The organism is Pseudomonas sp. SMN11, assembly GCF_052041945.1.
GTDB lineage: Bacteria > Pseudomonadota > Gammaproteobacteria > Pseudomonadales > Pseudomonadaceae > Aquipseudomonas.
The window spans coordinates 138,619-162,049 of sequence record NZ_JBKGGW010000003.1; the positions used below are offsets into that span (position 1 = coordinate 138,619).

Genomic DNA, 23,431 nt, shown 5'->3' on the forward strand with positions numbered 1-23,431 from the left:
CCTGCCAGCAGGCATGGGAATCCGTGAAAGCCATGCTCTGCCAGCAGCCTGATACGCTCCAGGTCACCCCATGACTCCTTCAGCCTGGACTTAGTGATACCGCTTCAGCGACTCAATGGCCTGGCTGTACAGAGGGTCATCAGGCAGCAAAACCTTGCTGAAATCTTTCTTCATCCCCTCTCCGCTTTGCCTAGCTCAATCATCTTTAAGGCGTTGGGATAAATGGACATCCACCATCATAAATAGGGAATGAACCAATCCCAATATGAAATATATTGATAGCCAGAAAGCAAACCAAGAGCCTGCAACCAGCCAAACTCCATTTGGGAATACCTTCTGCATAACGCCGACCACAATTGCAGCAATCAAAATAATTAGTGGCAGCGCCATTTCAGCATTTAACAGTAATACTGACCCTGGAATACTGGGCTTCCCATCACCCTGAAATGTTGCTTGCAGATCCTTAACCAACGACCTATCCAGTGCAAAAACCAACGCATAAACACCGATACCAAAACCCAGAAGATTTGGCAGGATACCGGTCGCAAGATCTCCTGGCATCACGTTAACCGTATAGTCAAGGCGCAAACAGTACGGCAGAAACATATTAGGAATACTAGGCGTTAAGCAAGCTGCCAACACCACAGAAACGAACACACCTGCGAAATATGCCTTAAGCCAAGCCCAAGCACTTGCGAACCGGCTGTCTGCATAAAAATCGCCATGATAGGCATAGGCATTCATTATCTTAATGACCACACCGATGACAGGTATCTTAACTAGGAACCTATAAATCATCCTTTTCTCCTTCAGCAGCCCCACCAAGCTGACGCAATGCCTGCAAAATGCGCAATCTAATTTGGGCAGGCTGCTCATTCCTCTTCGCTCTAACCCGAATCTTCAAAGGATACTTGGATGAGGTATATCGATGCAACCGCCCTCCGGCCTCTAAAATGTAGGATAAGGATGTTCTGCCGTAATGAACCGAAGCCTCTACCATTTCCCTCAAGAAGTCTGGTAACGAGGGCATTGCGGAGTCTTTAGATTCAGTTGACGCATCAAACTTTAGGTGATGCACGTTTTTATCTTTTAGTTCTTGAAGCTGCTTACCTAAGCGGTGACCATTAGGGAAAGTTAAAGTCGTACTAACTGCCTTGAAGCCTTCTGCATTTCTAAGTACGCTCTCAAGCTCTGTAGGGTCGGACACCAAGTTTATTTTCAAAACATGCCTTGGAAAAACTTCGAGAGCAAATTTTGAAAATATCTCCTCTAGTGCTTCATTGCAGACGGAGGGCTTAGGTAGACGTCCACTTGACTCCGAAATTGCCATCCTGTGACTGTGGTAGTCAAAAACGTAATCGAATGAAACCCTGTTGGCGACAGGGAATGTGCCTTTGGCGGCTTGGAAAAGGGTCGTATTAGAATACAAATCTTCTACAGAGTCGCTTTTGTGGTATTTAATCCACTCACCATATGCAATCTCATCATCACATATTGTGCTGCGCGGTGCAAAGTAAGTGTCAGACGCCAAGACATAGGACATGTCAGTGAGACTCTTCTTTTTGAAGGCCTGAACGGTTCTATCATGCAGCGCCTCAAAGAGTTTCCTGTACCCTTCAACACCAACTTCTTGAATGTTTTTGGTGTTAGCAGGCAGTAACTGAATATTATAGACAATGAAAGAAGCCATACTCTCGTCCCTGACGATGATTTCATAGTGCCATCTTACCAGAGCTCTTTAGACTGGCCAAGGACGCCCTCAATCAGAGTATGTCATTGCAGGCTACGTCAATCAGCGAGTAATTTGGACGAAATTTTTGGAGAATGGCGGCGATTTGATACACATCAACCACGAGACGCCAACAGTGATGACGAAGCCGTTCACTCTGTTCTCCGTTTTCGCACTATTCGCCCAGGATGGTGGCCATGACGAAAACGCCTATACTGTATATTCGTACAGTTAAGCGTTTTGGCATCACTCGGTCAATCCACCGCAGGTCGAATTTGATGGCCGGCACCTTGAGCGTGACCCCTTCGGGGCACTGCTGTCGTGAACCGCACCCTGGCGGCGCCAGGTTACGGCCCTCCGGGCTTCCATCCTCACGCCTCTGGCCCATCCTGGCCTGCGTGCTCCGCTTGCTGCTCTTCCCACAAAATCTACCCGGATAGACCCCGTCGTATTTCACAATGCTAGGCCAGTCGCATATTCCCAATGAGCCATGAGCTATGAAATATCAGCGACGCCATGCTCGGGACTTTTCTTTCACCCAATTTTCACAGCCCCTAGCCGACACTCTTCCTATCCCTACGTGTGATAGAAGCTCCCATTAGCCCGCCTAGCAGCGGGCTTTCTTTTGCCTGCGTTTGCTACAGGATCCTCATGAAATCTGCCCTGGGGATGCACGCGTTACGTCAACAGGGATGGACAACAGCTGCCTCTCTGTTCGGCGTTTACCTCAACGCGGTGGCGAAGGCCTCAGGCGTTGGACTTCCCTCCCATTGCGCAACGGTTTGCGGTATTACCAGCCAAGGTTGCTTGCGTCGAGTCCATATATGCGCGACCGGTTCGAAATGCTCCGCGCCCTCCAAGACACCGGCACGCACCACTCGCATACCAGCGGCGGCGGTGGTGTCGTTGAATAGCCGCGTGTGGCAAGCGCTGCAGGCATAGTGCGTGGAGGCGTGTCCTTGGTGCTCATGAAGGTAGGTTACGGTATTGCCCGCCACCTGCACCGCCGAAGCCTCACACAACAGATGCAAGCCGAATGCACTGCCGCTAAAGCGCTGGCAGTTCAGGCAATGACAGGCATAAAGCGGAGGTAACCGACCCGCTTCGATTTCGATGCAGACTTGGCCACATCGGCACTGACCGGTGAATCTCATGGGTTGACTCCTTACAATGGCCTAGAAAAGTACGGGGCGCATGATCCCCCGTCATGAGCTATGGAAGAAGTGCAAAAAATGGATCAACGGTTGGTCAAGATTTTATGAACGGTCTCGAATGGGAAAGCCAGCGGGTGTTCCTCGCTGTGCTGCGCTCTGGCAGCCTGAGCGGGGCCGCGAAGCTATTGGGGATTGCGCAGGCCACGGCACGTAGGCGCCTGGATAATCTTGAGAGGGCTCTCGGTATCAACCTCTTCACTCGCACGCCCACAGGCCTAACACCGACCAGTGGCGCTGAGCGCTTGATCGAGCATGCCGAGGCCATGGACATCTCTGCGCAAGCCTTCAATCGAATGGCCACGGCCGAGATTTCGTTGGATAGGGGAACAGTGCGACTGACATGTGGTGAATTGCTAGGCGTAGAGGTTCTGCCGGACTTGTTGCGTAGCTTCCATTACTGCCACCCAGGATTGAAGCTCGAACTGAGCATTAGTGACGCACTGGAGGACATCGCAAGACTGCAATCGGATATCGCCGTGCGACTAGTGCGCCCTAAAGAAGCGGATGTCGCCGTTCGACGGGTCGGCACTTTACACGTTGGTATCCACGCCAGCACTGGGTGTTTGCAAAGGTACGGCATCCCCAGCAGCTTAGCGTCGCTGAGGCAGTTACCGCTGATTGGGCCTGACAGACGTTCAGCTGACTTACGTCGGATGGTAGAGGTCGGACTGTGCGATGCCGACCAGCTTTTCGCGATTTCCTCCGATAACCATCTTGCCCAGCTTGCTGCGCTGAAAGCCGGCCTTGGCTTCGGTCTCTGCCCTACGCAAATCGCGATGGATCATGGGTTGATACCAGTGTTGGCGGACAGCTTAGGATTCGAGGTTGAGGTCTGGATCGCAATGCACCGTGATCTTCGCAATATCAAACGAATCGCTCAGGCGTTCGAAGAACTAGGTGAGCAGCTGTACCATTATCTGAACTAGAATCGACTTGATCTCATCCCCCGCCAAACAGGCCTTTGGGAGCTACTCACCGGGCGCGTTTGAGTAGGAGTAACTGACTCGCCAGATCGCTTTCATCCTTAACTTATCTTTCTGGGAGCCTTCATAGGATTCGGCCATTCGTCCGTTGAGCTGTCCGCTTGATTGGCCAATGCTGTCCACTCTGGACATCAGCCAGAGCCAATATCATGCGACTTTTCCTACCGTCTTTGTCCATCCCGCTGGCCTGCGGCTTCCTGTGGGCTTGCTCTGCTCCCGAGACGAGTTCACCAGTGGACACACCCGGCAGGCCAGAATCAGCTAAGACTCAGCTGCTGGAAGCCGGGGCCGCGACCTTGCAGGCCAAGCCGCCCATTGAGGCTATCAACGCCTACCTTGATGGCTTCCACTTCTACAACGGGCATCCTGACGTGCAGATGGAGGCGCATCACTACTGCTCCATCCTGAATGAGGATGTCATCCAGTGCGTCATCTTCGATGGTAGTACCAAGGAAGCGAAGATCATGGGTATCGAGTACATCATCGACGAGAAGCTGTTTGCTGGTCTGCCAGCCAAGGAGAAGGCGATGTGGCACAGCCATGGCTATGAGGTTTCGTCCGGTCAGTTGATCGCACCTGGGATTCCTGCACCTGCTGAACATGCATTGATGAAGCGGCTTGCCCGTACTTATGGAAAGACATGGCACACGTGGCACACCGACCAGGACAAAGCGCTACCTGTGGGTGTTCCGCAATTGATGATGGGATTCACTGCGGATGGACAGGCTGACCCTGAAATGGTCGAGCAGCGGAATCAGCGGCTGGGAGTGGATGCAGCAAAATCTAAAACTCAGCGAGCCGACATTCAAATTCCTGCGGCTGATCCCCGTGCGGATGGTTGGCAGCACGGCAACGTTATTCAGATCACCGATCCAACCGGTGCCCATCTGCATCGGCCCGCCGCACCGACACCCGAGAAAGCGAACAGTCGATCAAGCCAGTAGAGCTTAGGTTCGTCGCACAAACGCAGGGCATAAAGTGGACGTGCCCCTATCGGGGACGGCTGTCGTAAACCGCAACCCGCCTTCGCCAGGTTGCGGCCCTCCGGGCTTCCATCCTCATGCCTCTGGCCCATCCGAGGGCCCGCGCGCTCCGCTTGCCTCTTTCCCACTAAATCTCACTGGCGACGACAGGGGCTCAAGGTCGCGAAGTACGTACCGCTGGCAGGGGCCGCACATGGACATACATCACCGGCTCCCGATGAGCTGACTGCAGTTTGGGAAACCGGAATAATTATCGAAAGTTCGCTGAGCGATCTGCCTCTAAACGTAGTGCTAACGATTTTCATTAGGCTATGCGTACTTGCGCGAGTCAATTACGAATGAGGGCTAATTAGAGCAAATACTTGCATCACCAAGTAATGCACTTAGTCAATAAAAAATGAATCATAAATTTCCTTGCACCCAGTCATGAAGCTAGCTATTACTTATCACTCCAAGGGGAGGGATGGCAAAATGCAACCAAGATTCGTTATCGTTCCTGCAGTCCCCATAGAAAACGAATCATTCCAGATTGGAAATCGTTTTTACGCAGCTACCAGCTCAGGAGGTTTCGATATCTACGACAATCAGGAAAAAAGTAGAATAAAACGAAATTTTCCAAATAAATCGCTAGCTATGGCAGCGTGCGAGAAGATGATCTCAGAGTCGCGAAGCCCGTCTGAGCAATTTCCAATACCGCGAACGGAATGAATTTCAAAGGAGATTGCCTGCATGGTTCCATCCACAGACAAGACATATATATATTATGGCGCCATTTCAATCGCAGCTGCCTTAGTATTTATTTGCATGGCCTGTGAATTTTCGGAAGCGCAGCTAATATGGACAATCATACGTCACTACTAGAATGCCTTCTTATTTTGACAGGGTCATTGATTGGTGTAGGCCTGGCCGCTGTCCTGCTCCATTGGATCGTCTAGCATCCCAAGCATGGGGCAACTTCTGCTACCCCCGCCATTCCGCTGCAGCACCGGAGGCCTGATATGCCCACCAAGCGGCTAATCACCGAGAAGTCGAATCAATACAGCGATGATGCGCGTGTAAAACTTATAGGAGAATTTTGGATTTCAGGAAAATCCCTCAGTGAGTTCTGCACAACGCGAGATCGCCCTTCTTATCAAGAAATGAAGAGATTGATATGCATCTCAAGAATTGACTGTGATAGCTTAAGCAGCGAAAGCTTGGCAGACGATAGTCTCGTGCTAGAGCGAGGCAATCACACGAACTTCAATTTTATTGCCAGTACCCTATCACAGCTACATGCCAGGTTAGGGTCAATTAAAGAAGAGATTGAGTCACTTATAAATGGATTGCATCGCTCGCGCCTTGATAAGTAGCAACAGTTGTGTCCGCAGAAGCGCAGAACATATAAATACGGGCTGGATATGCAATCGACATGGATGCCCAATGTTGTGGTGACCGGCACGTCAGGCCGGTTGTTGCAGCACTATTACCTCTATGAGGTCAGCGCCGGCAACTGACTTGATAACAACCCAGCTGCTGCTGCATTCAGCATCGCGGGAATGTGCTTGTCCCTGAGCACCCATTTGCAGGCCACAATTTCATTGCGAGCAACAGGCCTGTCTTCATCATCGAAATGCGTGATGAACACGTGGCGGACGGTCAGACCCACCTGAATAGTGCATAGGGGAAACAAGCCGTGGCCTTCGATGGACGTTTCCTCTTGAAGCTCCCGTGCAGCTGCTGCGGCAGGTGGCTCACCTGGCTCGATAGCACCGTCAGGAAAATTCCACCTCCCGCACTTTTTTCCGGACTAGAAGAACACTGCCGCTTCGAAGGCAGATTATCGTTGCTCTGGCCTAGATCTGGGCTTTTCGCTCTTCTTTTTTCCCGCTTGCACACACTCAGCTAGGCATTAGGTTCATATCCGTCTCGTTTAGCGAAGAAAGACTTATTCCCTAAATACTCACCTCTGTGACAAGTCGTTCAACCCGATAGGCACAGTTGCAGCTAACAAACCATAACTCGCTTTACTAGGTTTGCGATTGACTGGGCTGTGCATGACGATCAGAGAGACTCGCTGGCTCTCTCCGCTCGGAGAAGCCTCTGGGTCAGCGCAGGCTCCATGAACCATGGGCAGTTCGGATCACAGAATGAGGACTTCCCTTTCACTCAATTTTCACGACTCACCGGCGACACTTGAGTTATCCCTACGTGTGATAGAAACTCCCATTAGCCCGCCTAGCAGCGGGCTTTCTTTTGCCCCACCCATGGCATGTCCCAAACCACACCTTGGTTGGCTATGTACCTTCTCGTTTCATCAGCCCTCTCTACCCGGAATGATTTTCAGTGAAGCCGTCACCTGGAAGTGCCCAATCTATCCCTGCAAAAGCGAACGGCCCGAAGTGGGATGTCGGTGAAGCTGTCAGCCAGCTGTCCTGGGACGATTTGCGGATCATCAAAACGCTGAGTGACTGTAGCAATCGCGCCGCCACGGCCAAAAAGCTTGGCATCAATGTCTCCACCGTCACGCGCCGGGTCGTGCAGGTTGAGAAGACGCTCGGAGTCGCTCTTTTCGATCATCGCAAGGCGGGGTATCTGTTAACTGCCGAAGGTGCAGAGCTCCGTGCACTGGCCGAGCGCGTTGAACTGGACATTGTCAGTGTCACTCGCAGGGTGTCTCGTGCTGGCCAGGGCCCGCTGGGGAAACTGCGAATCACCACCAGCGACTCGCTGCTGCTGTACTTCCTCACACCGATCATCGCGGACTTCAAGGCTCTCAATGAAGGGATCAGCATTGAAGTGTTGGTTGGCAACCAGACGTTGAGCCTGGCGAGGGACGAGTCGGACATCGCGGTGCGAGCAACGCGAAAACCGGCAGATACCCTGGTGGGTCGCAAGCTCGCCAACATCGCTTGGGCACCCTTTCGCAGCGACAAGCACGCGGGAATTGCCGACCCCTTCGCTGTCGGACAATCGTGGGTGTCCTACTCGGGAGGGCTGTGCGGTTTGAAGGCAACGAGTTACGTCGAATGTCGGGTGCACCCGGAGCACATTTCCTACCGCACCGATTCAGTTGCGGCAGCAAGTGCCGCCATTGCGGCGGGCCTGGGTTTTGGCTTCCTCCCCTGCATGCTGGGTGACATTACCCCAGGATTGGTTCGGGCCGGCCCGGTGGTGCCGGAACTTCAGGATGAGCTGTGGCTGCTTACCCACCAAGACATCAGAAAGTCCTGGCGGGTGAAAGCATTCATGACGTTCTGCGCGGCTGCCGTGGCCGACCTCAAACCGCTGGTCGAAGGTCAGCAGGCCATCCCGGCCTCATAGCGGAAACCGGGAGCGCCGTTCATTTGGCCTGGGCGCCAATCACAGCACGGCACACGATCTCGATCAGTTGAGGTCGCTGGGCGAGCCGAGATACACCGATGATGTTGCTGGCCGCCTGCGGGCGCTCGGTGCCATAGGCCGCCTTGCGCACCTTGCCAACCACGGCAAAGGCCGCGTCCATGTCCAACACATACAGCGTCTCCTCCACGACGTCCTGCATCGTGGCGCCATACAGCGCGAGCAACTTGGCAATGTTGTCGTAAGAAACCCGCATCTGTTCGCCCATCGATGAGAAATCGCTCGGACGACCCTCAGCATCCAGTGGCGCCGGAGCTACCAAGTTGCCTTCTTCGTCATGGTTGAACTGTCCCGAGATGAAGATCTCGTTCCCGACTCGCCGCGCTTGCGGATAGCCGTAGCCCTCTTCCCATGAAACGCCCCAGTAGGCGGTGTCGTCGTTGAAGGGTCGTGAAGCGGCCATTGGATTCTCCTTGGCGAAAAATGGATCGAGGTGATCCGACTGGCCGAGATCCTAGCACCGGACTGGACGCTACCTATGGCGCAATAATGCGTCCTTAAGAGCGCAAAGATGCGACACCGTTTCACTGAGTGTTTCGCTATCTTGTGCTGGCACTCGGCGACAAACCGCCGAAAAACTCTCGCCACCGTTCAGCAAAAGGGAAGAACAATGAGCAATCCACACACTGAAGTCCTGACCCCGCTCAACAGCCAACTGATTTTCATTGATCAGCAACCACAAATGGCTTTTGGCGTGCAGAGCATTGACCGGCAGACGCTGAAGAACAACACCGTAGGCCTGGCCAAAGCAGCCAAGATCTTCAATGTGCCCACCGTGTTCACCACCGTAGAAACCGAGAGTTTCTCCGGGCATACCTATCCCGAACTGCTCGCGGTATTCCCTGATGCTCCGTTGCTTGAGCGCACGTCGATGAACTCCTGGGACGACCAGAAGGTTCGCGACGCGCTGAAGAAGAACGGTCGAAACAAGATCATCGTTTCGGGCCTATGGACTGAGGTCTGCAACACCACCTTCGCACTGTCGGCCATGCACGATGCAGGCTACGAGATCTACATGGTTGCCGACGCTTCCGGTGGCACCACCAAGGAAGCACACGACTACGCCATGCAGCGAATGATCCAGGCAGGGGTGGTGCCTGTAACCTGGCAACAGGTGCTTCTGGAGTGGCAGCGCGATTGGAAAAACCGCGACACCTACGATGCCGTCATGGAACTGGTCAAAGAGCATTCGGGCGCCTACGGCATGGGCGTCGACTACGCCTACACCATGGTGCACAAAGCGCCAGAGCGCGTTCAGCACGGCCCTACCCTGGCGCCCGTGGCCGCATCGATCTAGGGCTTGTCAACCAAGCCTCGGTTTCTGATCAACAGGCGGGGGCTGGCACGAATTGATCGGGGCTAGCGAATAGAGACGGATTGCCCTGAGGTCTCGGAACAGGCTTCAGCAATCCGTGCTGCCCGGATCAACCATCTTCAGATTTTTCAGGATGAATTGATCCCCATGAACAGTGCTAACGGCATCGTTATAGCCACCGTCGCGACTCAGTCGACGGGACGGCTCAAACCCTGGCAGGTCAAAACGGCCAAGCGAATGATGTTGGATCATCTGGATACCGGTATATCGGTCACTGACCTTGCCGAAGCCTGCGGCTTGTCACGCAGCCATTTCTCGCGAATGTTCAAAGAATCCACGCAGGTATCCCCACAGCAGTGGTTGCGTGAGCAGCGGCTCAGGAAGAGCAAAGAATTGCTGGAGGCTTCGACGATGATGCTCGCCGAGATCGCCTTGGAGTGCGGCTTCTACGACCAGCCGCATTTCTGTCGGACGTTTATGAGATCTGTAGGGATGACGCCCCAGGCATGGCAGCAACAGCCAATTTAGCAGGGTCGGGTGTGCTATCCCGTACTACTAACCAAGCACCCTCGTGCTAGATCGACACCATCATTTCCTTCAGCTGTCCAAGAGAGTATCTGGGTGTCAGTTTGAAGTACGCACACCTGCGCGCCTGCCCCTGCGGGGACGGCTGTCGTGAACCATATCCTGGCGCCCTACGGGCTTCCAACCTCAGGCCCTTGGCCCTTGATGGGCGGGCGCGCTCCGCTTGCATTGTGGCCGCGTTGAGCGGGGCGAAGCCCGGTGGGGAGTTTGATATCTTTCCTCGCTTATGAGTGATTAGCTGTCCGTATAGCTTCTAGACAGCCGCTAACAGATGTCCTACTGCTCCGGAAAAAGTCAGGCATGACTGAGAACGCATCGATCCAAATCATGGCTCAACTCAATGCTTGTGGAGAGGTACTGAGGTCGCTCAGAGCTTTGGAGCCATAGATGGCTTATCCTATGACTGCGCACATCTCCGGATGAGAGCTGACTTTCAGTACACGGCGTTGGAGGCCTTACGGGACGAGCATCAAATGACTGACCCTAACGCTGGCGAATGGGATGGGGTTGAGAGGGACGGTTGTGGCCGCTGCTCCTTGAGTCAACGGCCACTGGATACTGGCTGCCGCTAGGCCACTTGTTTTACGTTAGGGCGCTGATCTGTCGCCAGACGCCTCGCTCGACCAACCCCCCAGGCTAATGCCCGGGTCATTGACTCGCCGGGGCGGGATTCGAAAGCTTCCTCATGGAGCGCCATTCCACATCCTGCGTACACGCCGATGAACATTTGCGTCTGACCTGTGCGCGAGAGCCTGACCTGAACGTCAATAGTCGTGCCGTCATCGAGCTCCTCGTCGTGGCTGCGATGATGAAGCGCTGGATCCGCCCAATCCCAAAAAACATCACCACGAATACGCATGCCGTCCTCCTACGACTTTAGTCTTATACGGAAACCCAACCATAGCAAAACACGACAGCGCTTCAATGACTGTGGCGGGGAAAAAAATGGGTATCGGACAACTGGCCTGATTTCCGCTACAAATTAGTTTTCTTGTACAACTTTCCTTCTCCATCGGAGAAGGTGTTGGATATCACCGCGCCTGTTTGCCCCTAACTGTCATTTTAATTGAACATCTGAACTACGTGGCGGAGTTTGACTCATCTGGCTATACATGAGCCCAGCGTATGACTCAGTGTTGCCCCAAGCCCGGGAGAGGCTCATGGAACGCATGTCTACAAGCCCAGAATCAGACACCACATTCACGCGCACAGCGCCTGTCGGGCAGCCCGGCGAACGCCGGGCTCCACAGACTCACTTCTCGAGTGTCGCTGCTTGATTGCCGCCTTCCTCGGCAATCGCTGATAGCTTCTCGTCCGCTGCTTTTTCTTCTGCAAGCGTGTCGGCCAATAGCGAAGCGGCCTCTTTCATGCCTAGGTGCTTGGCCATCGCAATCAGAGTGCCGTAGCTGGCAATTTCGTAGTGCTCAACCTTCTGGCATGCCCCGATGAGCGCCGCATCGAGCACTGCCCCCTTCTCGATTTCATCCAGCAGCTCTTTGCTTTCCTCAACCAGACCCTCCATGGCTACACACTTCATCCGCTTGAGTTTCAATCCAGCCGATTCCACCAACTGGTCAATGCGCTCTATCTGGCCCTGGGTTTCCGCCAAGTGTGAGGTAAACGCATCAGCCAACAGCGGGTTGGTAGATGCGCGAGCTAGGCGCGGCAATGCTTTGGTGATCTGCTTCTCAGCGCTGTACACGTCCGATAGCTCATGGATGAACAGGTCTTCAACTGTTTTGCGAGCAACCATCGTCATTCTCCTTAGATTTTCAAAATCGATTCACTGCAGGGTGTGGCTAACCAGACTCTCGTGTAAGGACTCAACAGGACGCTTCGGGGGCAGATCGTTGGGTAGCAGGGAGCCAACGCCGAACGTGCCCAGGGCCATCTTTACTCGCAGCGCTCGGCAAGCCAGGCGCGAATCGGCCTCAAACTCTGCCACCGCCGCGCTCATCAAATGCTCGAAGCCGATGCCGGCCTGAGCCTTTTCTCTTCTTCTCGACGTGCTCATAAGGCCACCTTCAGTCAGTCATCTTTACCGTTGACGAAGCCCGAGCCGAGATCCGCCGCGGTGACCGGGTTGCTGGCTGGATCGGACATCGTCCGCAGTTTCATGGCTTCCAGAACAGCCAGATCAGGAGCGGTCAGTTCCACCGAAGCGGTGCCATCTCCGCCATCAACGGCAGCCGAGGGATTCTCGACGTACTCCCACTCCTCGCCTTCATTCCAAGGGCCGCGCACATTCGGCTCACCCGACATGTTGAAATACTTGTTGGTGAACTCCGGCATGCCAGGGAGCTTGCCTTGAGGGAAGTTAGGCTGGATGGCGTGCAGTGCTTTTTCGAAAGAAAGCTGGTGTGCGATTTCCCGAGTCATCAGGAAGCCCAGCGCTTCTTTCACGCCCGGGTCGTCCGTCACATTCATCAAACGCTCGTACACGATTTTCGCCCGCGCTTCGGCAGCGATGTTGGAGCGGAAATCAGCCGTCGGTTCGCCGATGGTGTCCACATAGGCCGCGCTCCACGGCACTCCTGCCGAGTTGGTAAGCGGAGCGCCGGCCCCATAGAGAATACTGGTGATGTGGGAATCGTTACCGGCCCCATTGATGGCTCGGTAGAGTTCTCCTTCCTCTTCGACGCCCTCGGCAAGTCGGCCCTTGGCTCCCTTGTTAAGCATCACGATGATCGAGCCCACAATCTCCAGGTGGCTCAGCTCTTCAGTGGCGATGTCCATCAGTAGGTCTTTGCGGCCTGGGTCATCCTCGGCGAGGGCCTGGGTGAAGTATCGACTGGCAGCGGCCAGCTCACCCTGAGCGCCGCCGAACTGCTCCAAAAGTAAGTTTGCAAGGCCTGGATTGGGCTGAGCGACGCGAACCGTATATTGCAAGCGCTTATTGTGAATAAACATGTTTCTCTCCTCGTGGCTGATCAAGCGCTCAAATAAAATGCGCGCCGTCTATGGATGGGAGCAAGTTACACTCGATACGTGCTAACGCACCGCGAGCTTTCAGGACGAAAGGAAAATTTAAAAAGGTTCAAACGAAGTTTTATAAATTTATAAAAATAACCGCACGCCAACAGTTAGCGCCTACGTTAACCACTGAATCAGTTTGTCTGAACTTTGTAACTGTCCATGGCTTCCCCTGCATAACCTCTGAACCTGATGCAGGAGAAAGCACAATGCGAGCACTGACCTACCACGGCGCTAACGATGTCAGGGTTGACACTGTCCCTGACCCCATTCTCCAAGACGCAGACGACATTATCCTGAGGGTGACCGCCACCGCGATCTGCGGTTCTGACCTTCATCTGTATCGCGGCAAAATCCCTGAAACCGAACACGGCGACATCTTCGGCCACGAGTTCATGGGCATCGTCGAAGACGTCGGCAGAGACGTGACGAACCTGCAGGTTGGCGACCGTGTAGTGATCCCGTTTGTGATCGCCTGCGGTAGTTGCTTCTTCTGCCAGCACGATCTGTTTGCGGCCTGCGAAACCACAAACACTGGTCGCGGATCGATTATCAACAAAAAAGGCATTCCACCAGGCGCAGCGCTGTTTGGGTACAGCCATCTGTATGGCGGCATCCCTGGAGGCCAGGCCGACTATGTCAGAGTACCCAAAGGTAACGTCGGGCCGTTCAAAGTGCCGACTACCCTCGCTGACGACAAAGTGTTGTTCCTCTCTGACATCCTTCCTACCGCCTGGCAAGCGGTCATCAATGCCGAGATCGGCCAAGGTTCATCGGTAGCAATCTACGGCGCAGGCCCAGTGGGCCTGCTCAGTGCCGCCTGCGCACGGATGCTGGGCGCTCATACCATCTTCATGGTGGATGACAATGACTACCGGCTGGCATACGCCCAGGAAGCCTACGGCGCCATCCCGATCAACTTTGAACAAGATGATGATCCGGCCGACAGCATCATTCGCCAGACACCCGGTATGCGCGGCGTGGACGCGGTCATCGATGCGGTCGGGTTTGAAGCCAAAGGCAGCACCACAGAAACCGTGATGACAGCCCTGAAACTGGAAGGCAGCAGCGGCAAAGCCCTGCGCCAGAGCATCGCAGCTGTGCGACGTGGCGGCGTCGTCAGCGTGCCCGGGGTCTATGCGGGGTTCATTCACGGCTTCATGTTCGGCGATGCCTTTGACAAAGGGCTGACCTTCAAGATGGGGCAAACCCATGTCCAAAAGTACCTCCCCGAGCTACTCGAACACATCGAAGCCGGACGCCTCCAGCCCGAGCTGATCGTGACCCACCGCCTTGCCTTAGAGGAGGCAGCCATGGGCTATAAGATGTTCGATCAGAAAGAGGACAACTGTCGCAAGGTGATCCTTGTTCCAGGGGCGGCATCAGGGACGCTGGGCCCTGACTACGTATAGAGGGGTAATGGTCATGAACGGTCTCGCCAACTATTTCTGGATTGCCGTAGCGGCAATTCTTCTACTCATCGACCTGTGGGCCATTGTCAGCGTGTTCCGGAGCGACAAAACGGATGCCGTCAAAGCGGCCTGGGCCCTCCTGATCGTGGCACTACCCCTCGTTGGTCTGGGCATATGGGGGGTTGCTGGCCCACGAGGCATCAAACGGGGTACTGGGCCGACTTCCGACGAGCACAGCAAAGGCTGACATTTCTGGGCTGCACCTACAGGGGTTTCCAAAATGGTCGATCAAGCGGCAGGTGTGAAATCAGGTGAGCGCTACCGTGTGGAAAACGTGGAGCGAGCGCATCAGTTTCCGGGTTTCTTTCAAGACGGGAAGTATTATCTAGGCCCTGAGCTTCTCACCGCCGTGGGATGGCTCGAAGGTACACGCTTCATCTACGACAGCCTGGATGCTGAAGGCGAACCCGTATTTCCAAACAAAGAGGCAGGTACGGTCGACGGCCTGACGTTGACTCTGGTCGACGGTACCGCCCTTGAGCTCTCTCCGGTCGAGGCCGACGAAATCATCGCTCCGCTCGATCACCGTAGCATTGGCACAAAACAAGAAGCTCCCCGCGGAGGATATCCCGTCAGGGGGCCGCTGCGCGGCAAAGTTGTGGTGATCACAGGGGCATCCAGCGGCATAGGCCGCGCCGCCGCACACGCCTTTGCCTGCAAAGGCGCACGCTTGGTACTCGCTGCCCGCGATGAAGAAGCGCTATTTGACGTCCTGGATGAATGCACTGTTTGTGGTACGGATGCCATAGCGATTACGACCGACGTCACGCACAGCGATCAGGTTCAAGCGCTGGCCGCGCAGGCCGCATTGTTTGGCCATGGACGGATCGACATCTGGGTCAACAACGCTGGAGTTGGGGCGGTCGGGAACTTCGAGGATACCCCATTGGAAGCTCACGAACAGGTTATCCAGACCGATCTGATCGGATACCTACGAGGTGCCTACGTCGCCCTCCCCTTCTTCAAAGCGCAAGGTAGCGGCATTCTGATCAACACCCTGTCGTTGGGCAGCTGGGTAGCCCAGCCCTATGCAGCGGCTTATTCGGCGAGCAAGTTCGGCTTGCGTGGACTGACCGAGGCGCTGCGAGGAGAGCTGACTCAGTTTCCAGACATCCATGTGTGCGACATCTATCCAGCAGTCATGGACACACCCGGCTTCCGAGACGGTGGCAACTACACTGGACATGCGCTGACACCGCCAGGCCCCATCTACGATCCCGAACGGGTAGCCAAGTCAATGGTGTCCTGTGCAGCCTCCCCTCAAGCTCATACAACGGTTGGCACTGCTGCTCGTCTGGCACACTTAGCCAGCTACCTAGTACCAAGATTGTCTTTGTTGTCTGGGTGGGTGACGCGGTGGGGGATAAATCGCAGCCCCTTAGCCGAAACATCATCAGGCAACCTGTTTGAGCCTCCAAGTGACAGAAGAAGTATCGACGGAGGCTGGAGGAAGCCTAAAGATAAAACGCCTCTGCTAATCGGCGCAGTTGCGCTTGGAATCATCACAGGTTTAACAATCGCCAGTTCACGACGCAGGAAAAACTAGAAGATATCGTTTGCAGCTGGGCATTGACGGAGCGTCTCGCTCGGCATCCCGGACTCCCTAGACTTTTATCTTATATACGGGGGCGTGAACATTAGCTCAGCACAGAGGCAAAGCAAGCCCAGAGTGAGCAAATACTGACTCATGGTGATGAATCAAAAAATCCACGCACCATAGGGGTGCAAAAGATTGCTGAAGTTACCGTTCTAGAGCGGCTCATGCATTTTGTACCTGTCCATATTTACGCTACCCTTCGCCCGCCAAAACAACACCAAGGAGATGGCGTAGATGATTGCCATTATGACGGGATGTGACGAGTCGCAAATTGACAGAGGGTGGCCTTAACACAGCTCAGGCTGACCAAGGAGTTTGAAGGCCTTCGAAAGATTGGTTCTGAGCGCCGAACTGGCCCACTTATCTACGCGAAGAATCCCTGCGAAGGAGCGGAGCCGGGTCAGATCAAGCACCACCTGTCGTCCACGTTTTCTCATCACTATTTTTCGAAGGTCAACGAGATCGAAATCATGATCATCGGCACTCGTGAACTGCATTTCTTGGATTGCGCCCACCTGTGCATAGACAGATATCTGCTGTAGACACAAAGCCTCATCGGCCTGTTGTCTCAGCCGCCTTACGAGGTGCCGGTCTTGCTTAGAGGCAGCATTTCCCTCAGCCACCAGGCATGCTGCTGCCAGTACCTCGGCTATGAGGAGCTCGGCTTGGTCTTTGTTCTGTCCTGGCATGGTGCTCCCTTACGATTTTTATAAGCCTCCGGGCCCTGCATTACACTGAGCCTTGTCGGGGGCTAAGATTTCATTCCGATTCTGCGTTTCATCTCCAGCGTGATCAGCTGCGAAGCGTTGTCCATACCTCCCCAGGGATCATCACCGCCCAGTTCATCCAACCGCTCCTGAACATTCTTGATATTCCACTTGGCCGCCGATCGCAGTTCGCCGATCTCCTCCCTGAAGATTGGCACCGATACCGGCAGCCCCTCCCTTGTCCGTGCAGAGAAAACGTTGGCGGTAGTCGCCCCTTTCCCGTTGCGCAGGTAGTCGATGAAGATCTTGCCGATACGATTCTTTGGGCCTAACACGGCGGAGAACCGATCCGGGATCAGCTTGGCGATGTACTTCACGATGGCTTGGCTGAAGTCCTTCACTTCTTCCCAAGAAGCTTTAGGGGTGAGCGGCACCATGATGTGGATGCCCTTGCCGCCACTGGTTTTAAGAAACGAATGCAGGCCCAATTCATCGAGAACAACCAACGTCAGCTGAGTGGCTTCGACCATAGCCTTCCAAGGCAGTGCCGGATCCGGATCGAGATCCAGCACGAAGCGGTCTGGCTGCTCGATATGTTCGGTCGTGCCGTTCCAGGAGTGCAGTTCGATGGTGCTCATCTGCACCGCACCGACTAGGGCCTCGACGCTGTTGATGACCATGCCCGCTTTGCCGGCCTCGGCCTTGGGCACCATGGTGATGTTCGGGATGGCCAGACGGTCAGCGTTCTTCTGGAAAAACAGCTCTCCGGTAATCCCTTCGGGCGCCCTGACTAGAGCGATGGGCCGGTTTTTCAGGTGAGGCAGAAGCCAAGGTGAGACCTGCGCGTAGTATTCGGCCAGGTCTCGTTTGGTGAGGCCGCTGCTGGGATCAATCACACGCTCCGGGTGGGTGATCCGCACTTTGGTGGCGGAGGCCTTGTCGTCCGATTTCGCTTTGGCTGACCTTCGCTCCTTCGGCGCAGGCGCCGGCTTCTCCTCCGTAATATCCTGAACAGGCTTGTCCGTTCGGATACCCTGGAACACCGCGTGCCTGACCACACCGTCCAGGGTGATCTCAACGAAGGTGACCTCGGCCAGCAGCGTCGGCTGAAGCCAATGAATACCTTTGCCGTCGACACCTTTCGGTGGGTTCATCACCGGCACCTGTTTCTGCTCCAGCGGCAATAGCCTTTCTAGGATGGTGGCAAGGGTCGACTCGGTAAATCCAGTGCCGACCTTGCCGGCGTACCGCAACTTTCCACTGTCTTCATCATTGAGGGCCAGGACGAGGGCCCCGAAGCCGCTCCTCGCGCCTTTCGGGTCGGTGTAGCCGACGATGACGAACTCCTGGCGATGCTTACACTTGAGCTTGATCCACGTATCGCTGCGCCGGGATATGTAGGGACTGCCCAAGCGCTTGCCAATCAGTCCTTCCATGCGCATCTGGCAGGCACTGTTCATCAATGCATCGACGTCTTCGGTAAAGTCTTCGGAGAACCTCAGCAGCGGGTCGGTCGAGTCAGCGAGAAGCTGCTTCAGCAGTCCACGACGGCTCTCAACCGGCACCTGCCGAAGATCGGCGCCATTGAGGTATGGCAGGTCGAACAGGTAGTAGACGATGCCCTGGCTCTTACCGGCGTCGAATGCATTCTGTAGCAGCTGGAAATTCGGCACGCCGTTTTCATCCGGTATAACGATCTCGCCATCCAGCCAGCCCGTTTTCAGGCCGAGCGAGGCGATTGCAGCCACCTGCTTAGGCAACTTCGCAGTCCAGTCATGACCATTGCGGGTGAACAGCCGGACGTCATCCCCATCGACGCGGCACAGCATGCGATAACCATCGAACTTGATTTCGTAGCGCCATTCTTCAGAGCGAGGGCTGGAGTCGACCAGAGTCGCTAGCTGCGGAGAGAGCTTCTCTGGCAGTGCTGCAGCCACAGCGCCTTCTGTGCTCGGCCCGCTGAGGGTTGTGGGAGGGTTCGCCTTGGATGACGTTGCCTTCGCTCGACCGCGCTTCTTGGGGATGATGGTGCGGTCGCTGAGCACGCTGTTAGGCATCTCGACCACCACGTCGAAATCAGCAAGGGGCTTGGCGGCCTCGTCTTGATGCTTGATCAGAAACCATTGCTCCTGCTTACCCTCAATGTTCGTCCGAACAAGGTTCCATAGGCCCGAGAGTTTTTCACCCTGCAGCTCGAACTTCATGCGGCCTTTCTTGTAGGCCTCAGCCGGGTCGCCTTGGGGAAGCCATATTCCACGATCCCAGACAATGACATCTCCCGCACCATAGTGCCCTTCCGGGATCGTGCCTTCGAATGAGGCGTAATCGAGCGGGTGATCTTCGACATGCACCGAGAGCCGCTTCACCTTCGGATCCAGGCATGGGCCCTTGGGTATCGCCCAGCTCTTTAGCGTGCCATCGAGCTCCAGGCGGAAGTCGTAGTGCAGTCGAGTGGCATCGTGTTTTTGAACGCAAAATTGCAAGGCGTGAGCAGTCGCGCGCTTCGAACGTTTAGTGGATTTCTCCGCACCCGATGGTTCGGGTGAGGCGTTGAAATCCCGCATCCGGTTGTACTTTTCCAAGCTTGGGACGCTCGGGTCTACCTCGTCACGGTCGCTCCTGCCGATAAGCGCCTGAACCAGCCCATCGAGGGAAACGCCTCGCTTGTTGGCTTCAGCAGTAAGGGCTTGGACGACCATGGTGTCACGCAATGCCGACAACGGCTCTCCGGCTTCCAACGCTTCCGCTTCGCTCAAGGCCCGCACTTGGGCGAGTGCCTCTGGATGATCAGCCGCGAAAATCATGAATGCCAAACTCGTGTCGTCCATGCGCCGGATTCCGGTTATGACGGTGTTCAATTACGAGGTAGACAAACAGGCGGCAGTTCAGTGGAACAGCCGAATGACACGGCCTAGAAGCGTTCGCTTAGGATTCCAAGAGTCGGCGCGCCACTAACAGGGGAGCCCTTTTCTTAGTGCAGCCCGTCGGGCAAAGCGAAACTCAGCTGAGCGAACTAGCCGCTTTCACCCCTCCGATTTGAACACAGACTTTCCTGTGTGCCACATGAGGTGAAAGATCATGGCTAACAATCAAGGTAATCGCGGCAATCAAGGTGGGACTTCGCAAACCAACTCCGGCAATTTTGCCAATGACCGCGAGAAGGCGTCCGAAGCAGGTCGTAAAGGGGGTCAGTCGTCGGGCGGCAATTTCGCCAATGACCGGGAGCGGGCTTCCGAGGCTGGGCGCAAAGGCGGGCAAAACAGTCATGGTGGAGGCCGTAACAGCGAAAATCGCTGAGCCGGTATGTGCGCTGCCAGGGTGAATCACACCTTGGCAGCTCCCTACTCGTCTGATTGCTAGAGCGCGATTGGCAGAAGCGGTTTGCTTTTAAACCGGACGCGTCCACCGGCCAAAATCAACAATGCCGATATGGCCCCGCCTACCAGACTTAAAACACCCGCTTGGCCAGGCTGGTCTAGTACGCCTAACACTGCAGCACCGAACAAGATGAGTGATACGAGAAGTCCTGTGCAGCCCACCGCAGTCATCAGCCATCCCCAGACACGCATCGCTCGTTACTCCTCGGTTAAAGCTAAAACTGAAGTTCCACCCTTCCCCGTCGCCTTAGGGAGGGGTCGACCTACCATCCGAGACGCTCTGCGAACATCCGTCGGTAAGCGGTGCCGATCTGCGCGGGCACATTCTCTATGTATTGCCTGGCATGCTCTTGGGTGATTGTGTCCAGCGACTCCAGGTACATCAGCGCCTCACGCGCATTGGGTATGCGATTCTCCAGATTCATGAAGCGAGGCGGAAGTGCCGTCCAGATCAACGCGTCCAGCCCTTGGCTAAGCGCCCATCGATTGAGACTGTCATATCCGTCATCGTCGTGAACCATCAGGACACCGATTCCATCCGTGCGATGCGTAGGGACACCCTCTCGTTGAGCTAAATCGTTATAGGCGTGTTCCAGCGAATGAGTGGCCAGCGCTGCCCAGAATACCCGTACCGGCTCAGCTCCAAGGCAAATTGCAGTAGCAAGCTCGCCACTATCTGACACCCTTGAAAACTCGACAGGTACTCTTGGGCCTTCATCCGACCAATCACCGCCTAGGCGCAGTTGGCCTGGCTTCCAAATCAGTGAACCCCACCCCAGACAGCCGATTTTCACGCATCCCTCCCCCGCCCCAGGCGCTATCGAATCAATGCCGTTCAACACGGCTTGATTAACGAGACCCTGGCCGCAGGGCAAAGTGCTATCGGCAAAGAGGGAAAGTTAGAGATGGCTAGAGCCTGAAACGGACATGAATGCAGCTTTTGCTGTCTTGGCGATCAATGCTCACTGCCGCGCCACCATAGCCGGAGTAGCTTTTGACCAGGCGCATACCCAGGCCTGTACCTGTTGGCTTAGGATAATTATCGGGGAAGCCATCGCCTTCATCCCGCACCGTAAGTAGCGCATGGTCGCCGGCATGTTTAACGAGCACCTCAATCGTGCCCTTTCCGTACTTGAGCGCATTGGTGATCAGTTCAGAAATGACCAAGCCCAATGGCGCCATCCGCTCCGGCGGCAGGACGAAATCATCTGCCTCCAGCAGGATTCTTCGGTCAGCCAACGCCTTGCCCAAATCCCCCAGCAGTGCATGGAGATAATCTGGAGCACGCACGCCTTGCTCTTCAGCAGTCTGGTAGAGGCGCTCGTGGACACTGGCGATGGTCACTACCCGGCCAGCTGCTGTTTCAAGCTGCAGTTTAACGGCTGCGTCTGGTGCGAGGTTTGCCTGCAACAGCAATAGCGTGTTCACCAGATGCAGGCTGTTTTTGACCCGATGATGGATTTCTTCGAGATACAGGTCGCTTCGGCTTTGCCTGGAATTCTGTGCCTCAATTAGTGAAAGTAGTTGGGCTTCGTACTGATGTCGCTCGGTGATATCTCGCGAAACGGCAATTACTCGATCAACCTGGCCGTTTACGCCCATGATCGGCGCGACCGTCACATCCCACCATTTGGGTTCGTCAGGTGAAACAGGGCAGTAGGCTTCGAACCGCATGGTCTCACCGGCTCCCACTCTGCCCAGAGCCTCCCAGACGAGCGATCTGGATTCCTCCGGCCATAGGTCATGCCATCGCTGCCCGACGACCTTTGAGGCCTGAGCATTCATGAAGGTCAACCCTGCTTCGTTCATGAACTCGATCTCACCGCCAGGGGACATGATTTCCACCCAGTCAGGGCTGGCGTTCAATATAGTTTCGGAATACGGGTCGGGATGAGACGTCTCAGCCCCTGTAGAGATTCTTTCGACCGCGAGCGAGATAACTGTGGCTATGCCTTCGAGGAACACCAGGTCACTTTCAACGAAATCATCACCGTTGCTACTGTCTGCTTCAAGGACACCGAACGGGCCAAGCACGCCGCGAATCGGTACGTTGATCGCCCGCTCGATTCCGTACTTTTTCAGCAGTTCCGGTGTCCGAAAGCGGTTCTCCATCCCCAAATGGTTGGACAGCACAGGCCTGTAGGTCGCCATCGCATACCCAGCCGGGCTGGCCTCATCGCCACCAACCGTCGCCGTCCCAATGTCCGAAACGTCCCAGCCGACCCCATGCGAGAGGATGAAGCCGTCTCCATCCAGCTCAGGCTGGAGCACTTTGGCATACAGAGTATTCATCCCCTCGGCAACAACTTCGCAGGCTCGCGTCAGCAACTGATCGAGGTCGGTGGCCTGAAGCGACATCACGCCAAATTCAACCACCAGTTCGTGTTGTCGGTGCAAGCGAGCATGGGTTCGCTTCAGGGCTGTGCGAATGGTTTCGTCCGTAGGTAGCTGCTGCATAGTGTTCCCTTTGTAGTTTGCAGGAACGCGCCCTACTCCCTTCTGAGCGAAGACGGTTCGCTTACCGCCTTCCTACGATAGCCGCTAATCCATTCAAGCGTCGAAGGGCTCCACTCATCGTTTCAGAGCAACGTAAAAAACACGGGGTGCCCTAATGCATATGAGAAGCGAGTACACCGCTTATGCCGAAAAGCATTCTGATTGTAGAAGACGACGATTTACTACGAGACCTCACCGCCGAGAGCCTCTCGTCACTCTACGCCGTAAATATAGTGGTCTGTGCAAGCGCTGACGAGGCGTTGCATCGTCTGACTCATTATCAAACGCCCGCGCTGGTGGTCTCGGATATCCATATGCCTGGACAACTGGACGGCCTTGCTCTAGCCCAGGAAATCTGGCGCAGATGGCCGTCGCTACCCGTGATCTTAACGTCAGGCGATGCGGTTATTGACGTCTCACAGCTTCCTCCTCATCACACGTTTCTTGCGAAACCGTGGGCAATTTCAGACCTCGCCACGATGATCGACAAGAGAGTGACGCTTCCTCGCCAAGGCGGTTGGTGACCACTGTTGCCATCAGGCATTACAAAAGTCGGCCATGAACATACCTGAATGAATTTTCCCCAAGGCAACGATGTCGTAGTGATATCGCACGTCAC

At 55.1% G+C, this 23,431-nt stretch carries 23 protein-coding genes and 1 pseudogene; 11 read left to right on the forward strand and 13 right to left on the reverse strand.

What is annotated here, in order from left to right:
* Positions 1–195: 195 nt before the first annotated feature.
* From ACLEJU_RS04740 to ACLEJU_RS04750, 3 genes are all read right to left on the reverse strand, one after another.
* The gene (locus ACLEJU_RS04740; RefSeq protein WP_435422002.1) at positions 196–798 is read right to left on the reverse strand and encodes a hypothetical protein; all 603 of its coding nucleotides are present in this window, start codon (positions 796–798) and stop codon (positions 196–198) included.
* Positions 788–1,690 carry a DUF4747 family protein gene (locus ACLEJU_RS04745; RefSeq protein ID WP_435422003.1) on the reverse strand — a complete coding sequence of 301 codons (903 nt, stop codon included), beginning with the start codon at positions 1,688–1,690 and terminating at the stop codon, positions 788–790. The genes ACLEJU_RS04740 and ACLEJU_RS04745 overlap by 11 nt, the downstream gene beginning before the upstream one ends.
* A gap of 761 nt (positions 1,691–2,451) precedes the next feature.
* Positions 2,452–2,883 carry a GFA family protein gene (locus tag ACLEJU_RS04750; protein ID WP_435422004.1) on the reverse strand — a complete coding sequence of 144 codons (432 nt, stop codon included), beginning with the start codon at positions 2,881–2,883 and terminating at the stop codon, positions 2,452–2,454.
* A gap of 104 nt (positions 2,884–2,987) precedes the next feature.
* Here ACLEJU_RS04750 and ACLEJU_RS04755 point away from each other — a divergent pair, with 104 nt between their 5' ends.
* The 3 genes from ACLEJU_RS04755 to ACLEJU_RS04765 all read left to right on the forward strand — a co-directional run bounded on the left by ACLEJU_RS04755 (position 2,988) and on the right by ACLEJU_RS04765 (position 5,617).
* A complete protein-coding gene (locus ACLEJU_RS04755) occupies positions 2,988–3,869 on the forward strand; it encodes a LysR family transcriptional regulator (protein WP_435422059.1) in 882 nt (293 codons plus the stop codon).
* 206 nt (positions 3,870–4,075) lie between these two features.
* Positions 4,076–4,870, forward strand: coding sequence for an OBAP family protein (locus tag ACLEJU_RS04760; RefSeq protein WP_435422005.1), 795 nt, complete (start codon positions 4,076–4,078; stop codon positions 4,868–4,870).
* A gap of 510 nt (positions 4,871–5,380) precedes the next feature.
* Positions 5,381–5,617 carry a hypothetical protein gene (locus ACLEJU_RS04765; protein ID WP_435422006.1) on the forward strand — a complete coding sequence of 79 codons (237 nt, stop codon included), beginning with the start codon at positions 5,381–5,383 and terminating at the stop codon, positions 5,615–5,617.
* A 763-nt stretch (positions 5,618–6,380) separates the two neighbouring features.
* Here the strand turns inward: ACLEJU_RS04765 and ACLEJU_RS04770 are convergent.
* A complete protein-coding gene (locus ACLEJU_RS04770) occupies positions 6,381–6,656 on the reverse strand; it encodes an NUDIX domain-containing protein (RefSeq protein ID WP_435422060.1) in 276 nt (91 codons plus the stop codon).
* Positions 6,657–7,234: 578 nt separating this feature from the next.
* Between ACLEJU_RS04770 and ACLEJU_RS04775 the strand changes: the two genes are divergently transcribed.
* The gene (locus tag ACLEJU_RS04775) at positions 7,235–8,212 is read left to right on the forward strand and encodes a LysR family transcriptional regulator (protein WP_435422007.1); all 978 of its coding nucleotides are present in this window, start codon (positions 7,235–7,237) and stop codon (positions 8,210–8,212) included.
* 19 nt (positions 8,213–8,231) lie between these two features.
* On the opposite strand, the gene ACLEJU_RS04780 is transcribed toward ACLEJU_RS04775, so the two are convergent.
* Positions 8,232–8,693: a RidA family protein gene (locus ACLEJU_RS04780; RefSeq protein ID WP_435422008.1), complete on the reverse strand. Its 462-nt coding sequence runs from the start codon at positions 8,691–8,693 to the stop codon at positions 8,232–8,234.
* 207 nt (positions 8,694–8,900) lie between these two features.
* Between ACLEJU_RS04780 and ACLEJU_RS04785 the strand changes: the two genes are divergently transcribed.
* Positions 8,901–9,587 (forward strand): hydrolase, encoded by a 687-nt coding sequence (locus ACLEJU_RS04785; RefSeq protein ID WP_409287287.1) that lies wholly within the window; start codon positions 8,901–8,903, stop codon positions 9,585–9,587.
* A 165-nt stretch (positions 9,588–9,752) separates the two neighbouring features.
* Positions 9,753–10,133 carry an AraC family transcriptional regulator gene (locus tag ACLEJU_RS04790; RefSeq protein WP_435422009.1) on the forward strand — a complete coding sequence of 127 codons (381 nt, stop codon included), beginning with the start codon at positions 9,753–9,755 and terminating at the stop codon, positions 10,131–10,133.
* A gap of 625 nt (positions 10,134–10,758) precedes the next feature.
* Here ACLEJU_RS04790 and ACLEJU_RS04795 read toward each other — a convergent pair.
* The 4 genes from ACLEJU_RS04795 to ACLEJU_RS04810 form a co-directional block, all read right to left on the reverse strand.
* A complete protein-coding gene (locus tag ACLEJU_RS04795) occupies positions 10,759–11,049 on the reverse strand; it encodes a hypothetical protein (protein ID WP_435422010.1) in 291 nt (96 codons plus the stop codon).
* 393 nt (positions 11,050–11,442) lie between these two features.
* Positions 11,443–11,943 carry a YciE/YciF ferroxidase family protein gene (locus tag ACLEJU_RS04800; RefSeq protein ID WP_172285567.1) on the reverse strand — a complete coding sequence of 167 codons (501 nt, stop codon included), beginning with the start codon at positions 11,941–11,943 and terminating at the stop codon, positions 11,443–11,445.
* Positions 11,944–11,973: 30 nt separating this feature from the next.
* Positions 11,974–12,204 carry a hypothetical protein gene (locus ACLEJU_RS04805; RefSeq protein WP_435422011.1) on the reverse strand — a complete coding sequence of 77 codons (231 nt, stop codon included), beginning with the start codon at positions 12,202–12,204 and terminating at the stop codon, positions 11,974–11,976.
* Positions 12,205–12,218: 14 nt separating this feature from the next.
* Entirely contained in the window at positions 12,219–13,100 is an 882-nt protein-coding gene (locus ACLEJU_RS04810; protein ID WP_435422012.1) for a manganese catalase family protein, read from the reverse strand.
* Between the two features lie 272 nt (positions 13,101–13,372).
* Between ACLEJU_RS04810 and ACLEJU_RS04815 the strand changes: the two genes are divergently transcribed.
* From ACLEJU_RS04815 to ACLEJU_RS04825, 3 genes are read left to right on the forward strand one after another with little or no spacing between them, the layout of a single operon-like run.
* The gene (locus ACLEJU_RS04815; protein WP_435422013.1) at positions 13,373–14,575 is read left to right on the forward strand and encodes a zinc-dependent alcohol dehydrogenase; all 1,203 of its coding nucleotides are present in this window, start codon (positions 13,373–13,375) and stop codon (positions 14,573–14,575) included.
* A 13-nt stretch (positions 14,576–14,588) separates the two neighbouring features.
* The gene (locus ACLEJU_RS04820; protein ID WP_435422014.1) at positions 14,589–14,822 is read left to right on the forward strand and encodes a PLD nuclease N-terminal domain-containing protein; all 234 of its coding nucleotides are present in this window, start codon (positions 14,589–14,591) and stop codon (positions 14,820–14,822) included.
* A 33-nt stretch (positions 14,823–14,855) separates the two neighbouring features.
* The gene (locus ACLEJU_RS04825) at positions 14,856–16,181 is read left to right on the forward strand and encodes an SDR family oxidoreductase (RefSeq protein WP_435422015.1); all 1,326 of its coding nucleotides are present in this window, start codon (positions 14,856–14,858) and stop codon (positions 16,179–16,181) included.
* A gap of 338 nt (positions 16,182–16,519) precedes the next feature.
* On the opposite strand, the gene ACLEJU_RS04830 is transcribed toward ACLEJU_RS04825, so the two are convergent.
* Complete coding sequence (locus tag ACLEJU_RS04830) at positions 16,520–16,921, reverse strand: hypothetical protein (RefSeq protein ID WP_435422016.1); 402 nt, start codon at positions 16,919–16,921, stop codon at positions 16,520–16,522.
* Positions 16,922–16,983: 62 nt separating this feature from the next.
* Entirely contained in the window at positions 16,984–19,767 is a 2,784-nt protein-coding gene (gene ligD, locus ACLEJU_RS04835) for a DNA ligase D (RefSeq protein WP_435422017.1), read from the reverse strand.
* A gap of 274 nt (positions 19,768–20,041) precedes the next feature.
* On the opposite strand from ligD, the pseudogene ACLEJU_RS04840 reads away from it, so the two are divergent.
* Positions 20,042–20,236: pseudogene (locus ACLEJU_RS04840) on the forward strand (general stress protein); the annotation flags it as partial.
* Positions 20,237–20,579: 343 nt separating this feature from the next.
* Here ACLEJU_RS04840 and ACLEJU_RS04845 read toward each other — a convergent pair.
* Both ACLEJU_RS04845 and ACLEJU_RS04850 read right to left on the reverse strand, forming a co-directional pair.
* On the reverse strand, positions 20,580–20,837 hold the full coding sequence (locus ACLEJU_RS04845) for a hypothetical protein (RefSeq protein WP_435422018.1): 258 nt from the start codon (positions 20,835–20,837) through the stop codon (positions 20,580–20,582).
* 388 nt (positions 20,838–21,225) lie between these two features.
* On the reverse strand, positions 21,226–22,773 hold the full coding sequence (locus tag ACLEJU_RS04850) for a sensor histidine kinase (RefSeq protein WP_435422019.1): 1,548 nt from the start codon (positions 22,771–22,773) through the stop codon (positions 21,226–21,228).
* A 182-nt stretch (positions 22,774–22,955) separates the two neighbouring features.
* On the opposite strand from ACLEJU_RS04850, the gene ACLEJU_RS04855 reads away from it, so the two are divergent.
* Complete coding sequence (locus ACLEJU_RS04855; protein WP_435422020.1) at positions 22,956–23,336, forward strand: response regulator; 381 nt, start codon at positions 22,956–22,958, stop codon at positions 23,334–23,336.
* Positions 23,337–23,431: the final 95 nt, after the last annotated feature.

Excerpts from the sequence above, each read along its gene's own strand:
- ACLEJU_RS04740 (WP_435422002.1), bottom strand. The coding sequence starts at position 798 with ATGATTTATAGGTTCCTAGTTAAGATACCTGTCATCGGTGTGGTCATT.
- ACLEJU_RS04745 (WP_435422003.1), bottom strand. The coding sequence starts at position 1,690 with ATGGCTTCTTTCATTGTCTATAATATTCAGTTACTGCCTGCTAACACC.
- ACLEJU_RS04750 (WP_435422004.1), bottom strand. The coding sequence starts at position 2,883 with ATGAGATTCACCGGTCAGTGCCGATGTGGCCAAGTCTGCATCGAAATC.
- ACLEJU_RS04755 (WP_435422059.1), top strand. The coding sequence starts at position 2,988 with ATGAACGGTCTCGAATGGGAAAGCCAGCGGGTGTTCCTCGCTGTGCTG.
- ACLEJU_RS04760 (WP_435422005.1), top strand. The coding sequence starts at position 4,076 with ATGCGACTTTTCCTACCGTCTTTGTCCATCCCGCTGGCCTGCGGCTTC.
- ACLEJU_RS04765 (WP_435422006.1), top strand. The coding sequence starts at position 5,381 with ATGCAACCAAGATTCGTTATCGTTCCTGCAGTCCCCATAGAAAACGAA.
- ACLEJU_RS04780 (WP_435422008.1), bottom strand. The coding sequence starts at position 8,693 with ATGGCCGCTTCACGACCCTTCAACGACGACACCGCCTACTGGGGCGTT.
- ACLEJU_RS04785 (WP_409287287.1), top strand. The coding sequence starts at position 8,901 with ATGAGCAATCCACACACTGAAGTCCTGACCCCGCTCAACAGCCAACTG.
- ACLEJU_RS04790 (WP_435422009.1), top strand. The coding sequence starts at position 9,753 with ATGAACAGTGCTAACGGCATCGTTATAGCCACCGTCGCGACTCAGTCG.
- ACLEJU_RS04795 (WP_435422010.1), bottom strand. The coding sequence starts at position 11,049 with ATGCGTATTCGTGGTGATGTTTTTTGGGATTGGGCGGATCCAGCGCTT.
- ACLEJU_RS04800 (WP_172285567.1), bottom strand. The coding sequence starts at position 11,943 with ATGGTTGCTCGCAAAACAGTTGAAGACCTGTTCATCCATGAGCTATCG.
- ACLEJU_RS04805 (WP_435422011.1), bottom strand. The coding sequence starts at position 12,204 with ATGAGCACGTCGAGAAGAAGAGAAAAGGCTCAGGCCGGCATCGGCTTC.
- ACLEJU_RS04810 (WP_435422012.1), bottom strand. The coding sequence starts at position 13,100 with ATGTTTATTCACAATAAGCGCTTGCAATATACGGTTCGCGTCGCTCAG.
- ACLEJU_RS04815 (WP_435422013.1), top strand. The coding sequence starts at position 13,373 with ATGCGAGCACTGACCTACCACGGCGCTAACGATGTCAGGGTTGACACT.
- ACLEJU_RS04820 (WP_435422014.1), top strand. The coding sequence starts at position 14,589 with ATGAACGGTCTCGCCAACTATTTCTGGATTGCCGTAGCGGCAATTCTT.
- ACLEJU_RS04825 (WP_435422015.1), top strand. The coding sequence starts at position 14,856 with ATGGTCGATCAAGCGGCAGGTGTGAAATCAGGTGAGCGCTACCGTGTG.
- ACLEJU_RS04830 (WP_435422016.1), bottom strand. The coding sequence starts at position 16,921 with ATGCCAGGACAGAACAAAGACCAAGCCGAGCTCCTCATAGCCGAGGTA.
- ligD (WP_435422017.1), bottom strand. The coding sequence starts at position 19,767 with ATGGACGACACGAGTTTGGCATTCATGATTTTCGCGGCTGATCATCCA.
- ACLEJU_RS04845 (WP_435422018.1), bottom strand. The coding sequence starts at position 20,837 with ATGGTTCACGACGATGACGGATATGACAGTCTCAATCGATGGGCGCTT.
- ACLEJU_RS04850 (WP_435422019.1), bottom strand. The coding sequence starts at position 22,773 with ATGCAGCAGCTACCTACGGACGAAACCATTCGCACAGCCCTGAAGCGA.
- ACLEJU_RS04855 (WP_435422020.1), top strand. The coding sequence starts at position 22,956 with ATGCCGAAAAGCATTCTGATTGTAGAAGACGACGATTTACTACGAGAC.